Origin of the sequence: Corynebacterium maris DSM 45190 (genome assembly GCF_000442645.1) — a bacterium.
GTDB lineage: Bacteria > Actinomycetota > Actinomycetes > Mycobacteriales > Mycobacteriaceae > Corynebacterium > Corynebacterium maris.
Genome location: NC_021915.1, coordinates 2,287,291 through 2,302,172 on the forward strand (window position 1 = coordinate 2,287,291; position 14,882 = coordinate 2,302,172).

General features: G+C 67.5%; 14 protein-coding genes and 1 tRNA gene. 10 read left to right on the forward strand and 5 right to left on the reverse strand.

From position 1 onward, the window contains the following. Positions 1 to 97: 97 nt before the first annotated feature. Positions 98 to 1,075 carry an MsnO8 family LLM class oxidoreductase gene (locus B841_RS10655; RefSeq protein ID WP_020935510.1) on the reverse strand — a complete coding sequence of 326 codons (978 nt, stop codon included), beginning with the start codon at positions 1,073 to 1,075 and terminating at the stop codon, positions 98 to 100. A 19-nt stretch (positions 1,076 to 1,094) separates the two neighbouring features. Then, complete coding sequence (locus B841_RS10660; RefSeq protein ID WP_156844793.1) at positions 1,095 to 2,267, reverse strand: L,D-transpeptidase; 1,173 nt, start codon at positions 2,265 to 2,267, stop codon at positions 1,095 to 1,097. Between the two features lie 287 nt (positions 2,268 to 2,554). Here B841_RS10660 and B841_RS10665 point away from each other — a divergent pair. Both B841_RS10665 and B841_RS13680 read left to right on the forward strand, forming a co-directional pair. Continuing rightward, positions 2,555 to 2,630 (forward strand) — tRNA-Lys (locus B841_RS10665). A 79-nt stretch (positions 2,631 to 2,709) separates the two neighbouring features. Further along, the gene (locus B841_RS13680; protein ID WP_020935512.1) at positions 2,710 to 3,048 is read left to right on the forward strand and encodes a hypothetical protein; all 339 of its coding nucleotides are present in this window, start codon (positions 2,710 to 2,712) and stop codon (positions 3,046 to 3,048) included. A 244-nt stretch (positions 3,049 to 3,292) separates the two neighbouring features. On the opposite strand, the gene B841_RS10675 is transcribed toward B841_RS13680, so the two are convergent. Further along, positions 3,293 to 4,543, reverse strand: coding sequence for a glutaminase (locus B841_RS10675; protein WP_020935513.1), 1,251 nt, complete (start codon positions 4,541 to 4,543; stop codon positions 3,293 to 3,295). A gap of 94 nt (positions 4,544 to 4,637) precedes the next feature. Between B841_RS10675 and B841_RS10680 the strand changes: the two genes are divergently transcribed. Further along, a complete protein-coding gene (locus B841_RS10680) occupies positions 4,638 to 5,732 on the forward strand; it encodes a LacI family DNA-binding transcriptional regulator (protein ID WP_052337761.1) in 1,095 nt (364 codons plus the stop codon). A 78-nt stretch (positions 5,733 to 5,810) separates the two neighbouring features. After that, positions 5,811 to 6,572 (forward strand): isocitrate lyase/PEP mutase family protein, encoded by a 762-nt coding sequence (locus B841_RS10685; RefSeq protein WP_020935515.1) that lies wholly within the window; start codon positions 5,811 to 5,813, stop codon positions 6,570 to 6,572. Between the two features lie 4 nt (positions 6,573 to 6,576). Here the strand turns inward: B841_RS10685 and B841_RS10690 are convergent, their stop codons facing one another. Then, entirely contained in the window at positions 6,577 to 7,272 is a 696-nt protein-coding gene (locus B841_RS10690) for a hypothetical protein (protein WP_020935516.1), read from the reverse strand. A gap of 75 nt (positions 7,273 to 7,347) precedes the next feature. Next, positions 7,348 to 8,043, reverse strand: coding sequence for a hypothetical protein (locus tag B841_RS10695; protein WP_020935517.1), 696 nt, complete (start codon positions 8,041 to 8,043; stop codon positions 7,348 to 7,350). 197 nt (positions 8,044 to 8,240) lie between these two features. Between B841_RS10695 and uxaC the strand changes: the two genes are divergently transcribed. The 6 genes from uxaC to B841_RS10730 all read left to right on the forward strand — a co-directional run bounded on the left by uxaC (position 8,241) and on the right by B841_RS10730 (position 14,879). After that, on the forward strand, positions 8,241 to 9,647 hold the full coding sequence (gene uxaC, locus B841_RS10700) for a glucuronate isomerase (RefSeq protein ID WP_020935518.1): 1,407 nt from the start codon (positions 8,241 to 8,243) through the stop codon (positions 9,645 to 9,647). Then, entirely contained in the window at positions 9,644 to 11,047 is a 1,404-nt protein-coding gene (locus B841_RS10705) for a mannitol dehydrogenase family protein (protein ID WP_020935519.1), read from the forward strand. The genes uxaC and B841_RS10705 overlap by 4 nt, the downstream gene beginning before the upstream one ends. A 183-nt stretch (positions 11,048 to 11,230) precedes the next feature. Next, complete coding sequence (locus B841_RS13450) at positions 11,231 to 13,300, forward strand: cytidylate kinase family protein (RefSeq protein ID WP_052337827.1); 2,070 nt, start codon at positions 11,231 to 11,233, stop codon at positions 13,298 to 13,300. Positions 13,301 to 13,481: 181 nt separating this feature from the next. Further along, on the forward strand, positions 13,482 to 13,988 hold the full coding sequence (locus B841_RS10720; RefSeq protein WP_020935521.1) for a gluconokinase: 507 nt from the start codon (positions 13,482 to 13,484) through the stop codon (positions 13,986 to 13,988). Positions 13,989 to 14,042: 54 nt separating this feature from the next. Beyond that, complete coding sequence (locus B841_RS10725) at positions 14,043 to 14,252, forward strand: TOBE domain-containing protein (protein WP_020935522.1); 210 nt, start codon at positions 14,043 to 14,045, stop codon at positions 14,250 to 14,252. A 66-nt stretch (positions 14,253 to 14,318) separates the two neighbouring features. Further along, positions 14,319 to 14,879 carry a nicotinamidase gene (locus B841_RS10730; protein WP_156844795.1) on the forward strand — a complete coding sequence of 187 codons (561 nt, stop codon included), beginning with the start codon at positions 14,319 to 14,321 and terminating at the stop codon, positions 14,877 to 14,879. Positions 14,880 to 14,882 lie beyond the last annotated feature (3 nt).

Consider the following 14,882-nt stretch of genomic DNA (forward strand, 5'->3'; position numbering starts at 1 on the left):
CGCCCCCATCAAAAGTTCTAGCGCTAAAAACTGCTGAACCAGTGTAGCCCGGGGCGGCCAGTTTCCCCCATTCCGACTGGTGGTCGCGAGATTGCTCTCAGAGCTGCGCCAGCAACTCCTCCGAGCGCGCCCGTCCATCCACATCGCTCATGCCGCCGGTGACCAGCACTTCGTCGGCCCCGGTGTAACGCGCGATCTCACCCAGCCGCTCCCCCACTTCCGGCGGGGTGCCGTAGACGGCCGCCGACAGCCGGTCCGCCAGGCGCCCGCGGTCTTGCGTCGACAGCGCGGCCTCGTCCAGCTCGCCCACCGGCTCCAGGTAATCGAAGGTGCCCGTGCGCCGCGACAGCGTGGCCGCCCAGGTCTCGGGCAGCAGCAGGTCGCGGGCGGCGTCGGTGGTGTCGGCGACCGCGACGTCGAGGGAGACGATCACCTTCGGCTCCGGGGCGAAGGCGCTCGGGCGGAAGTTCTTCCGGTAGTAATCCAGCCCCTGGTGGGAGTCGCCCTCCCCCGCCACCAGGGAGGGCCCGCCGATGATGACGCCGAGGCCGAGTTCCGCGGCCAGGGCCACCGACTTGAATCCGGCGAGGATCCAGACGGGGGTGCGGGCGTCGTTCAGCGGTCGGGCGGTGACCTCCGCGGTGCCGTCGAGGTAGCTGAGCATCTCGACGAGGTCGTCGCGGTAGCGCCCCTTGAGCTCGCGGGGATCGCCCTGGCGCAGCGCCCTGCGTACCGGGGCGGTGAAGCCGACGGAGTTGCCGACGCCGGCGTCGATGCGGCCGGGAAACAGCGCCTCCAAGGTGGCGATCTGCTCCGCGGCCAGCAGCGGCTGACGGTTCGGCAGCATGATCCCGCCGGTGCCGACGCGAATGTCCGAGGTCTGCGCCGCCACCGCCGCGGCGAGCACCGCCGGCTGCGAGCCCGGGATCCCCGGCACGGCGTGGTGCTCGGCGACGAGGAAGCGCTCGAACCCCAGCTTTTCGACGCTCCGGGCGTGCTCGATCACCCCGCGGAGGGTCTCCGATTCACTGAGGCCCGCAATCGTGTTGGCCCGGTCCAGAACAGAAAAGCGCATGCCCCCAGCCTAACCGGGGCTAGTAGGTGGCGTTGCCCGCTTCCCAGGTGTCCCAGTCAATGTTCCAGTGGCCCAGCCCGTCGGTGCCGCTGAGCGTCCCGGCGGTGGTGTTCTTCACGATCACAGGATCTCCGCGGCGCACGTTTTCCTGGAACCAGGCGGCGTCCTCGGTGGAGACGTTGATGCAGCCGTGCGAGGTGTTGGTGTTGCCCTGCGCTCCCACCGACCACGGGGCTGCGTGGACGTAGATGCCGGAGTAGGACAGCTGCGTGGCGTAGTCCACCGGGGTGCGGTAGCCGCCGTCCTCGTAGGCGAAACCGAAGGTCGCGGAATCCATGAGCAGTTCGGAGTACTCGTCGCCGACGACGTACGTGCCGTTGGGGGTGGCCCAGCGGGTGCCGTCGCGGCCCAGGGACACCGGCATTGAGCGCAGCGCCTCGCCGTTGCGGTAGACCGTCATGGTCTTGGTGGCGTCGTCGACGATGGTTTCCACGTGGTCGCCGACGGTGAAGTTCGTGGCGTTGTCGTCGCTGCCGTAGAGCTCGTCGCCCATGTCGAGGCCGTAGATGTCCGCCTCTACGGTGACCTCGGTGCCCGGTTCCCAGAACTCGGCGGGGCGCCAGCGCAGCTCGTTGGCGCTGACCCAGTAGAACGCCCCCTCCGTGTCATTCGAGGTGGTCACCGTGATGGCGTCCTCCACGGCGACGCGGTCAGTGGGGGCGTTGGTGAAGATGAAGTTGATGGCTTGGCCGACGCCGACGGTGGAATCCGGCAACGGGGCCAGCGCCACGCCGGTCGTCGCCGAGGGGGTGGCGGTGGAAAAGACCCGCTCCGTGGTCTTGCCGTTGTTGCCGGTGGCGGTGAGCGTGTAGGTGCGGTTGTAACCGAGCGGTTCGTCCGTCGACCAGCTCTGGCCGTCGGCGGACAGCTCCGCCTCCACGACCTTGCCGTTCTCATTGGTCATGACGACCTCGTCCAGGCCGTCCGCGCCGCCGGTGACGGTCACCGGCTCGCTGGGGTCGACGCCCGTGGCCCCGTCCTTGACCGAGACCTCCGGCGCGGCGGCCGGCGCGTTGGCCTCGGCCGACGCGGTCTGTTCTCCCAGCTGCGCGCCCGCGGTCTCAATGGTGCAGGCCGTCAAGCCGACGACCGAAGCCAAAGCAAGCAACGCCAACGCAGCGTTCCTCTTCATCATTCTTCCCCTCACAACGACTCTTCCCCCTGGGCTGCGGCCGCGACCTGTCGACCGCCCCAACACATAACCCATGTAGACTATCTGCTCCCTAAGCCGTTTGGAAGTACCTTCGCGGACCCGGGGGAGAGCACGATGCATGAAGCAACATTAAAAAGATCCGAAAAACGCGCAATGACCAGGCGATTTTACCTTTTTAACTTTAGTGCGTAATATTTCTTCTCGTTGCACAGACAACGCAGCACAGAGAAGCGAGAGCGACACTGTGAAGCACAGTCCGGCGGCACGCGCCATTAGCTCAGCTGGCAGAGCAACTGACTCTTAATCAGTGGGTCCCTGGTTCGATCCCAGGATGGCGCACCACCAACAACCCCTCTCCGGGATTCTCCGGAGAGGGGTTGTTTGCGTGCGGGCGCCCGACCCGCACAATAGTGTCGCAAGCATGGAGACAGATCCGGATAAAATCATCGTCAATATTCTCGATGACATGGCGGAAATCGGGGAGTGGACCAGCATCGCCGATGCGACTGCAGCCAATGGAAAGAATTCCTTCCATGCCACTCGCGAGGACGTGGTCGCAATTCTCACCGCCATCAAGAACAATCAGGCCATCATTCCCGGAAGGCTTACTGGAGGATTCCAGGATCTCCCAGCCGACTGGGACCCCACCACGGTGACGAACGGGATTTTCTCCGACCCGCACCCGGTAGGAGCCATGATGGACGTTCTGCTGCGCCCGGCAGGAGAATGGCCGAAAAGACAAGACAATAGGATCACATAATTGCCTCGACCCGGATCCAGCGCCCCGGCAGGGGCTGGAGGCAGGTAAACGGGGGTGTTCCTCGGTGGGCGATCACGCCGACAACCAACCGAACGGGCCCAGCGGGCGAGAGCATCGGGGGTGGGCTAACGGGCCATGACACCCAGGATGAGGGTCGCTGTGCTGGGCCTACCCGGATTCCCGGACACACATGTGGGGCTTAAAACCCCTCGGAATGCGAGGCAGAGGCACAGCGAGGGCCCGCCTACAGGTCTTCGGCCAGCGGGATCTGGGAACCGTCGGAAAGCTGACGTCCGCGCAGCTCCGCGTCCGGATCCACGACCGCGATGTCGTAGCCTGCCTCCCGGATGCGCTGCAGCTGCTCCTTGAGCATGCGCCGGCCCATCGAATGGGAGTCGATGACGCGGCTGACGTCCAAGACGACGCGCTCGGAGACGAAATCCAGGCTGTTGAGCTTGTGCAGGATCTCTTCCGCGGCGGTGAAGGTCACCACGCCCTGCAGAGTGATGATGGTGTCTTCGCCGCTGCGGTCGACGGAGCGCACGGCGTGGGAGCCGGTGCGGTGTTCGGTGGACATCAGGTGCAGCCCCATGTCCGTGGACAGGTCCTCGAAGACGTCGACGCCGCGGACCGAGTTGCCGGCCGGATCCAGGCGCGGAGAAAGCGTCGCGATGCCCAGCTGGCCGGGCAGCATGCCGATCAGCCCGCCGGACACGCCGGACTTCGCGGGAATGCCGACGCGCGCCATCCAGCGGCCGGCCGCGTCGTACATGCCGCAGGAGCTCATCACGGACAACGTCTGCCGGCACACTTCGGGATCCAGCAACTTCTCCCCGGTGACCGGCTGCACGCCGCCGTTGGCCAGGGTCCCTGACATCACCGCGAGGTCGCGGACGGTGACCAGGGCGGAGCACTGGCGGGTGTAGCTGTCCACGGCGTCGTGGGCGGCGTCGACGATGACGTCGTGGCTGCGCAGCATGTGCGCGATGGAGAGGTTACGGTCGGCTTTCTCCAACTCGTCGACGGCGGATTCCTCGTCCATCTCCAACTCGCGGCCGGCCAATTTAGACAGGAAGTCGAAAATGACGTCGACACGATCCTCCACGGAGGAGTCCTCGCCGTTGATCAACTGATTCACCGCGATGGCCCCGGCGTTGATCATGGGGTTGAGGGGGCGTTTGTCCTCCTCCCGGAGGGAAAGCTCGTTGAACGCCTCGCCGGAGGGCTCCATCCCGGCGACGTCCAGCACCCGCTCGAGCCCGCACTCCTGGAGGGCCAGAGCGTAGATGAAGGGCTTGGACACCGACTGGATCGTGAACAACACCTCCGCGTCGCCCGCCTCATAGACGCGCCCGGAGGTCGTGCACATGGCGATGCCCAGCCAGTCCGGGTCCGCCTTGGTCAGGGAGGTGATGTAGGTCGGGATCTCCCCGTCCACGTGGTCGCGGACGTCGTCGAGGATCTCCCCCAGGTAGTCGCTGATCAAGTTGTGCACGCGTTCAATCCTCCCCAAAATCGCTGTCCGGTCAATGTCTGCACAGTACCGGGAAACTCCCCCGGCCTCGTGTCCGGGCGCTAACCTCAGGGGCATGTCGGAGTCGAACCCGAGGCCTGCACCGAAGACGTCCCCGCCCGTGACCATCTACGACGTCGCGCACCGGGCCGGGGTGTCCGCGTCGACCGTGTCGCGGGCCTTCAGCCGCCCGGACCGGGTGTCCGGCCGCACCGCCGCCGCCATCCGCGCCGCCGCGGAAGAACTCGGTTACGGCCGCACCCTGGACACCCGCCCCAAACCCGACCCGGCGACCAACACGCTCGGCCTCGTGCTCGCGGACGTGGCCAACCCTTTCTTCCAGGAAGTCTGGCGCGGGGCGGAGCACGCCGCCCGGGTCGGGGACATGGCGGTGCTCACCGCCGACGTCCAAGAATCCGTGCCCCGGACCCACGCCGCCATTGAACGGATGATTCCGCTGGTGGACGGCCTGATCCTGGCCTCCACCCGCTTGAGCGGCGGGGAGATCCAAAAAATCGCGCGCCGCGTGCCCACCGTGTCGGTCAACCGACCCGTCCCCGGCGTGCCCAGCGTGCTGGTCGACGACTACGACGGCATGGTCCGCGTGACCGCGCACCTCCACGATCAGGGCGCCCGATCAATCACCTACCTGTCCGGCCCCGCCGATTCCTGGTCGGACGCGGTGCGCTGGCGGGCGCTGCTGGACGTGGCCGGCAACACCGACCCCACGGACCGGCCGGCGGTGCTCACCCGGGCCGCCGCCCTGTCGGCGGAGCGGGCCCAGAAGCTGACACGCATGACGGTGCGCCAGCGGCAGGTGGACCAGCCGACGATCCGCGGCGGGCGCCGGGCGTTCGAGGTGTGGCGGACGCAGCCGACGGACGCCGTGATCTGTTTCAACGACCTGGTCGCGGTCGGTTTTCTGGACCAGGCCCGGCGCGCCGGGGTGACCGCGCCGGAGGATCTGCTGATCGTGGGGTTCGACAACACGGATCTGGCCGGCGTGCACCGTCCTTCCTTGACGACGGTGGCGGGTCCCCTGCGCGCCGTCGGGCGCGTCGCCGCCGCCAACGCCATGGCTCTGGCCCGCGGTCTGGACAGCCCCTTGTCGAAGCCGCGGGTGTTGCCGGCCCGGTTGATCGTGCGGGAGTCCTCCACCCGGGCGGGTTAGTTCTGCCACGATGGGTGACTGAGGGACATTTCTTCCCAGTCCCCGCCGTGAACGCCGTCTCCCAGGAGGACCCCCATCGTGACCGTCAATCGTGAACTCGCCAAGAATTTCGCCGCCGCCCATGCCTCCGGCGACATGCTCGTGCTGCCCACCGTGTGGGACGTGTGGAGCGCGCGTCTGTGCGTCGACGCCGGTTTCCGGGGCCTGACCATCGGTTCGCACCCGGTGGCCGACGCCATCGGCGCCGAGGACGGTGAAGCCATGGACTTCGGCCAGTATCTGGCGATCGCCCGCCGCATCGTGGGTTCCGTGGACGTCCCGGTCTCCGTGGACGTGGAGTCCGGCTACGGTCTGCCGGGCGCGGAGTTGGCCCGCCAGGTCATCGCCGTCGGCGCCGTCGGCTTAAACATCGAGGACACCGTCCACCGCGAGGGCAAGCGGGTGCGCACGCTGACGGAGCACGCCGACTACATCGCCGCCGTGCGCGCGGAGGCCGACCGGCAGGGGGTGGAGCTGGTCATCAACGGCCGCACCGACGCCCTGAAGCACGGCACCGCCGAGTTTGAGGATCCGGAGGGCGAGGCCACCCGCCGCATCCAGGCGATGGTGGAGGCCGGCGCCCGCGCGGTGTACCCGGTCGCCGCCACCCAACCCGACCTGATCGGCCGTCTTGTCGAGTCCACCGAGGTGCCGGTCAACGTCACCGTCGACCCCGTGGACGACGCCCCCGCCGACCGGGACACGTTGCGGTCCCTGGGCGTGCGCCGTCTGACCTGGGGCCCGAAGTGGCAGGGGCAGATGCGGGCCGTGCTCATCGACTCGGTGTCCGCCTGGGCGTAAGTCTTCAGGCCTGCTCGATCGCCCGGGCGAGTTTGTCCGCCTGGGTGTGCAGGACGTCGACGGCCTGTTCTTCACTCATGTCCTGGCCGACGACCTCGATGAGGTGGTTGTCGCGCTGTTCCACCAACACGGTGGTTTCGAAGGGGCCGGACTCCCCCGCCCCGCCGGCCGCGCCCGCCGACCGCATGATGAACCCGTGGGCGTCATCGCTGGCCAGGCCATAAAACACGGCGCCGACTCCGGTGTCGCCCAGCAACGTCTGCCCGTCGCAGGCTTGCCCGATCCGCTGATACCGCTCGCCGAGGTCGACCTCGGGCCGCTCGTGGAAAGAGGACAGTGTGACGGTCATCGTGGACTCGTCTTCGGCTTCGTAGGTGCCCGTGGCGGTGTTCGCCGTCAACCCGTCCGCCGGGTAGACCTCGTCGAAGGCCGCCCGGCACGCCTCGTCGGCGCCGTCGAGTTCGGCGTCCGTGAGCGACATGTGCTCGGCGGTGATCGCGGCCGCTTCCTCGGAGGTGACGTCGATGACCGCGCCGCCGTCCACCGGGATGTCCCCGGCGGTGAGCAAGGCTTCCGTCAACTGGTCGGCGGACAGCACGACCGGCCCCTCGGTGGCGCAGGCGCTCAGCGCCAGACTCGCCGTAGCCGCGGCGGCCAACGCCACGAGCGGGCGGGCTGTCTTCGTGGTGGCAACAGTCATGCCGTAATCCCATCGTCGGTCAGCGGGGGCGAGTGCCTTTCAGCCTAGCCAGTCACCGTGGGGCGCGGCGGCGAATTAACGCGCAGCGGCGACGGCGTCGGCGAGCTTGGCCTCCTGCGCCTCGAGGATGTCGCGGGCCTCGGTCTCCGACAGGCCGATCCCCATGACCTCCACGGCGTTGTTGCCGTCCTGGGACACGACCCGGTGGGTGTCCAGCAACGCCGTCAGCTCGGCCATCAGCTCCGCCCACAGCGGGGAGGAGGAGGTGACGGACTGGTGGAAGCCGGCGGGGGCGTCGTCGCTGAGCGCCGTGAGCGTGAGCCCCTCGCCGTCGGCGCCGGCCAGCGTCTGTCCGTCGCAGGCCTCGGCGATCGCGGCGAAGCCTTCCTCCAGGTCCAGCTCCGCCTGCTCCGGCAGGGACATGGTGCGGACGATGATGCGGTGCTTGCCGGTGGCGTAGTCGCCGATCGCCGTGGGCGCCTGCACGCCGTCGTCCGGGTACACGCCGTGTAAGGCCGCAGCGCACTGCTCGTCGACGGATTCCGCGGTGTAGTCGTTGAACAGCTGGCTGTCGGCGTCCAGGGTGACCGCGTCCTGCGCCATGGTGTCCGCGCTGGCCTGCAGAGGAAATTCCTCCTCCGTGAGCAGCGCCGCCTCCAGTTGCTCGGGAGTGAGATGGACGGCGCCGGCGCCGCAGGCGGGCAACGCCAGCGCCACGGGGGCGGTGAGAAGCAGCGAGGTGAGGCGGCGGGCGGGCGTCGATGCGTTCATGTGGGCGTCCGATCGGTGAGAGGTGTGCGAAGAGCCGGAGTCGGCCCGCCCAGCCTAATCGACGGCGGCCTGCAGGAAGGCTCTCACCAGCACAGAACCCCATCCCGCCCGTTAAAAACCGCCTCCCACGAAAGACCGTGACGGCAATTTCGTGCAACTCGTTGTGTTGTCCCGGTCACTGCGGCTTGAATGGGAATATGAGTACCTCACACGCAGCTCACCCCGACCGCCTGTTGCCCGCGGACCCCGGCACCCGCGACATCGCCCGCCGCTTGCTCGCGCACGTGGAGGATCTGCCGATCATCTCTCCGCACGGGCACCTCGACCCGGCTATGTTCACCGCCGACGAGCCCTTCCCCAATCCCACGGCACTGTTGATCAGCCCGGACCATTACCTGACCCGCGTGCTGCACACCGCCGGCGTGGACCTGGCCGACCTGGGCGTCGGCGGCCACGAGGCCGACCCGCGCGAGGCGTGGCGCATCTTCTGCGCGCATTGGCACCTCTACGCCGGCACTGCCACCGGTTACTGGGTGGAGCAGGAATTCGAGCACGTCTTCCAGATCAACCCGGACCGCATCTCGGCGGACAACGCCGACGCCATCTACGACGAGCTCACCGAGATCCTCGCCCGCCCGGACTTCCGCCCGCGCGCCCTGGCCGAGGACTTCAACCTCGAGGTGCTGGCCACCACCGACGACCCGCTGGACGATCTGGCGCACCACAAGGCACTCGCCGAGGACCCGACCTTTACCCCGCGCGTGCTGCCGACCTTCCGCCCGGACGCCTACACCAAGATGTACAAGCCCGAATTCGCGGACAACGTGACCACGCTCATCGAGGCCGCCGGTGACGGCCAGACCGGCTACCAGGGGTATTTGGCCGCGATGCGCAACCGTCGTCAGTACTTCCTCGACCACGGCGCCACCTCCTCCGATCACGGCACGCACAACGCCGACACCACCCCGCTGAGCGACGCCGAGGCCCAGCGCCTGCTGGACAAGGGGATGCGCGGCGAGGCCACCTTCGAGGAGGCCCTGGCGTTTGAGGCGAACATGACCTACCGCTTCGCGGAGATGAGCCAGGACGACGGCCTGGTGATGACCCTGCACCCGGGCGTCTACCGCAACCACTCCACCGGCGCCTTCCAGAAGTTCGGCGCCGACGTCGGCCACGACATCCCGTTCCAAATGGAATACACCCGCTCGCTGCAGCCGATGCTCAGCGACTTCGGCGAGAACAAGGACTTCCACTTCGTCATCTTCACCATCGACGAAACCACCTTCTCCCGCGAAATCGCCCCGCTGGCCGGCTACTACCCGTCCGTCTACGCAGGTGCGCCGTGGTGGTTCATCGACGAGATCGACGCCATGAGCCGCTTCCGCTCCTACACCACCGGCACCACCGGTTTCTCCCGCTACTCCGGGTTCATCGACGACACCCGCGCCTACTGCTCCATCCCGGCGCGCCACAACACCTCGCGCCGGGTGGAGGCCGGTTACCTGGCCCGCCTGGTCGCCGAGCACCGGTTGACCGAGGACCGCGCCGCCGACATCATCGTCGATTTGATCGACGCTTCCCCGAGGAGGGTTTTCAAGCTATGAGCACCGAGCAGAACACACTGACCCGCACGAAAGACACTCCGACGCCGCCGATCCGCCTGGTGCACCTGGGCCTCGGCGCCTTCCACCGCGCGCACCAGGTCTGGTACACCCAGCAGGCCGAGCAGGACCCGGCGAACCCGCAGTGGGGCTACGCCTCCTTCACCGGCCGCAGCCCCCGGATGGCGAATGTCCTGGGTGATCAGGACGGGTTGTTCACCCTGGTGACCCGCTCCGGCGACGGCGACGACTTCGAGGTCATCACGTCCCTGGTGGACCCGGCGTACGCCGCGAACACCACCCGGCTGGTGGACCTGCTCAGCGATCCGCAGATCGCGGTGATCACCCTCACCGTCACCGAGGCCGGCTACCACCTGCGTGACGACGGCTCCCTCAACGTCGACAGCCCCGACGTCCAGGCGGACGCGGCGACCCTGCAGGAGGCGGTCGGCGACCCCTTCGGCTTCGACCGGCCGCTGGTCACCGCGGCCGGCAAGCTGGTGCTGGGCCTGGCGGCGCGGCGCTTGCGCGACGCCGGCCCGGTGGCGATCGTGAGCTGCGACAACGTCGCGGACAACGGCCGGCTGACCCAGGCGTCGGTCATCGGGTTCGCCCGCGAGCTCAACCCGGACCTGGCCGAGTGGATCGAGCGCGAGGTGAGTTTCCCGTCGACCTCGATCGACCGCATCACCCCGGCCACGGACGACGAGCTGCTGGCGGACGTCGAAAAGCACACTGGGCGCCAGGACGCCGCCCCGGTGGTCACTGAACCCTTCGCCTCCTGGGTGATCGAGGGTGAGTTCCCGGCGGGCCGGCCCGAGTGGGAGCGCGCGGGCGTGGAATTCGTCGACGACATCGAGGAGTTCGAGCGTCGCAAGCTGTGGCTGCTCAACGGTTCGCACTCGTTGATGGCCTACTACGGGCAGCTGCGCGGGCACGCCACCGTGGCCGAGGCCATCGGCGACGAGCAGGTCCGCGCCCGCGTCGAGGCCCTGTGGGACGAGGCGGAGCGGCACCTGACCGCCCCGGAGCTGAAGGTGCCGGAGTACCGGGCCAGCCTGATCGAGCGCTTCGAGAATCCGCGCATCCGCCACAACCTCGCCCAGATCGCCGTCGACGGCGGCACCAAGCAGCGCATGCGCGCGGTGCCCATCATGAAGGCCGAATTGGCCGCCGGGCGCACCGGTGACGCCGCGGCTTTCTCCATCGCGGGTTGGATCGCCTTCCTGCTGCGCGACGACGCCTCCCACGAGATCGCCGACACCCGCGCCATGGAGCTCGACGGCGCCCGCCAGCTGGATGACCCGGTGGCGGCGCTGGTGGCCACGCTCGACCTGGAGCTGGCGGACGACGTGGCCGCCGTCGACCGGATCCGCACCCACGTCGCCGCTCTGCGGAGTTAAAGGAAAGGGGTTGCCCGCCATGCTCTTCCACGACCGAAAGACAACTAGACATCATTGATTGCCGCTCCATGGGGAGCGAGGCGGACTGACCCGCACGGGCACGACCTTCTCCCCGTGGTTTTCCACGAGGAGGAAACCGTGTCCACCACCACTACCCCGAAGGCCTCCGCGCCCTCGGGCAGCATGCCGAGTCATCGGGTGCTGACCTATTCGCTCGGCGACGTCGCGAACAACCTGTCGTTCATGATGACGTCGATGTTCCTGATGGTCTACATGACCGACATCGTGGGGCTGTCCGCCGGCGTGGCCGGCGCCATCTACGGCGTCACGAAGATCTGGGCCGGTTTCGCCGACCTGATCGCCGGCAACGTCGTCGACAAGACCAACAGCCGGTGGGGTCGGCTGCGGCCCTACCTGCTCTTCGGTCCCGCGCCCCTGGCCGTCTTCTTCGTCGCGTTGTTCTCCACCCCGGCGGGGTTGGACGAGGTCGCGGCGATCGCCTGGATCTTCATTTTCGACGCGCTGTTCCAGCTGGCGTACTCCTTCGTCAACATCCCCTACGGCTCCCTGGCCTCGGCCATGACCCAAGACCCGGTGGATCGCTCCAAGCTCTCCGGCTCCCGCGCCATCGCCTCGTCGCTGGCGTCGGTCGCCCTGGCCTGGGTCGTCGCCCCGCAGTTCGAGGACACCCAGGGTGACGGCATCCGCATGCAGTTCATGATCACCTGCATCATCCTGGCGGTCATCGCGATCGTGTTGTACCTGATCTGCTTCGCCAACTCCCGGGAAGTCGTCCCGCGCGCCGCAGGCCGCATCTCCTTCAGGCAAACCTTCAAGATGCTGCGCCAGAACCGGCCGCTGCAGATCCTGCTGCTCACCGCTTTGCTGTTCCTCACCTCGAACTTCGTGTTCAACGCGGTGGGCCTGTACTACGTGCGCGCGATCACCGGCAACGCCGCCTACTTCGCTTTCCTGCAGCTGGCGCAGACCATCGGCATGATCTTCTTCGCCTCCTTCGCCCCGGCCATCACCCGCCGGTACGGCAAACGCAACGGCTACATGCTCGCCGCCTTGTTGGCCGCGGTCGGCTACGCCATGATTTTCTTCATCCCGGGCGGCACCTTATCCATCGCCCTGGTCGCCTGGTTCATCGTCGGCCTGGGCGTCGGCGGCTCCAACGCGATGATGTTTTCCATGCAGGCGGACACCGTCGACTACGGCGAGTGGAAGACCGGCATCCGCTCCGAAGGCGGCTCCTATTCCATCCTGTCGTTCACCCGCAAAGTCGGCCAGGGCATCGGCGGCTGGGTCGGCGGCTTCGTGATCGGCGTCTTCGGCTACGCCGCCGGCGTGGCGGTTCTGGAAGGCTCGACCGTGGCCATGGGGTTGCGCGTGGCCACCGGCGCCATTCCGGCGATCCTGGCGCTGGCCGCCATGATCTCCGTGATGTTCTACCGCCTGGACAGCGCCACCCACATGCAGGTCGTCGAGGACTTGACGGAGCGCCGCACCCAGAACGCCATCGCCGGCGCCAAGGGCGTGGACGCGGAACGCACCCTGGTCGGCGAGTCGAACTTGGGCGATGGCCGCACGACGCTGATGCGTCGGCCGGGCACCCCGAACCCGCCGATCGTCACGATCTTCGGTCAGCGCGGTTCCGGCGCCACGGAAATCAGCCCCATGGTCGCGGAGTTGCTTCAGGTCCCCTACATCGGGCAGAAATTCAGCTCGCAGACGCTGGCGCAGGCCGATCGCACGACCCTGTTGTCCGACTCCGGCTTCAACCGGTGGATGCGCAACCTGTCCTACTCCGGCTCGCAGAACACCGACATGGCCGTGGCCATGGACACCGCGTCGAACCACCGGATCGCCCAGGACAACACCAAGAGCGTGCTCGCGGACGCCGAAAACGGCGGCGTCCTGTTGGGCCGTAACGGCGCCCTGGTGCTGGGGCCGGTCGTCGGCACGCTGCACGTGCGGCTGATCGCCCCGCTGGACAAACGCATCGAGCGCGTCATGCACAAGGCCGGCCTGTCCGCCTCTGCGGCGGCCGAACAGTGTGAGATCGAGGATCGTCTGCGCGCGGAGATGAGCCGCAAGCTCTACAAGTGGGACCCGAACGTGGACGAGGAGTACGACCTGGTCATCAACACCGCCTCGACCACCTACAAGCAGGTGGCCGAGTTGATCGTAGAGATGTACCGCTCGAAGTACCCGGAAAACGTGCCGCCGCAGAACCAGGCGGGCAACTGACCCTCCCCGTGGGCGGGCGCCCACCCACGGGGAGGGGTCTGGCCTCCCGCCAGCCTGAACGCTAAGATAATACCTTAAGTGAGGGGCTGGCGTGTACCGCGCCCCGGCGCACGCCCCACCCGGGAGTTCCTCCCCACCCGCACCACACGTATTCGACCACCCCCAGGAAGCAGAAAAGATCATGTCCCCCTCCCCCCGCCACATCGTCGTCATGGGCGTCTCCGGCTCCGGAAAATCCACGGTCGGCGATCTCCTCGGTGCCCGCATCGGCCTGCCCTACCACGACGGCGACGACCTGCACCCGCAGTCCAACATCGACAAAATGGCCGCCGGTGAGCCACTCACGGACGACGACCGCTGGCCGTGGCTGAAGCTCATCGGCGAATGGCTCATGGACCACCCCGACGGCGGCATCATCGGCTGCAGCGCCCTCAAACGCTCCTACCGCGACGCCATCCGGGAGGTCTCCCCCGACGCCGTGTTCGTGCACGTACACGGCAGCGTCGAACTGCTGCAGGAACGCATGGAGGAGCGTCCGGGGCATTTCATGCCCGCCAGCCTGCTCGACTCCCAATTGGACACCCTCGAGCACCTCGAGGCCGATGAGCGGGGACGAATCTTCGATATCTCCGGCACCCCCGACGAGATCGTGGCGGCCACCATCGCCTGGATCAGTGCACTCGACTAAACGTCGTTAGAATCGGCGGGGACATCTGCATGAGCGATCAATAAGGATCTGATAATGAGGCTCTCCGCCCGCAACCAGTTCACCGGCCGCATCGTCTCGATTGAAAAAGGCCTCGTCAACGGCATCGTGAAGATCGAGGTGGCCAAAAACGTGATCATCACCGCCGACATCACCAACTCCGCCATCGAAGACCTCGGCCTCGTCGAGGGCAAGGACGCCGTGGCCGTGATCAAGTCCACCGACGTCATGATCGGCTCCCACTAACCAGTCGGCGCACTACCATCGGGATCATCCCCATAGTCCCCGGATTGAAGGATGGTCCCGATTTTCATGCGCGCACTCATCATCGTCGACGTTCAAAACGACTTCTGCCCCGGCGGCAGCCTGGGCACCGCCCGCGGCAACGAGGTCGCCGCCGCCGTCGGACACTATCTGGAAGGCGACCTGGCTAAGGTCAACGACTACGCCCACGTCGTGGCCACCCAGGACTGGCACATCGATCCGGGGGCCCACTTCTCCGAGAACCCCGATTTCGTAGATTCCTGGCCGCGCCACTGCGTCGCCGACACCGCCGGAGCGCAGATGCACGACGCGCTGAAGGACGCCCCGATCGACGCGTACTTCCGGAAGGGCGAATACGAGGCCGCCTATTCCGGCTTCGAGGGCAAGGCCGACGGCACGGCGCTGGCCGACTGGCTGCGTGAGCGCGGCGTCGACTCCTTGGACGTGGTCGGCATCGCCACCGACCACTGCGTCCGCGCGACCGCCCTGGACGCCCTTCAGGAAGGTTTTGAGGTGCGTATCCTCACCGGCATGTGCGCCGCCGTGGACAACGCCCGCGGCGACAAAGCCTTCGAGGAGATGGAGAAGGCCGGCGCCGAGCTCGTGTAGTCC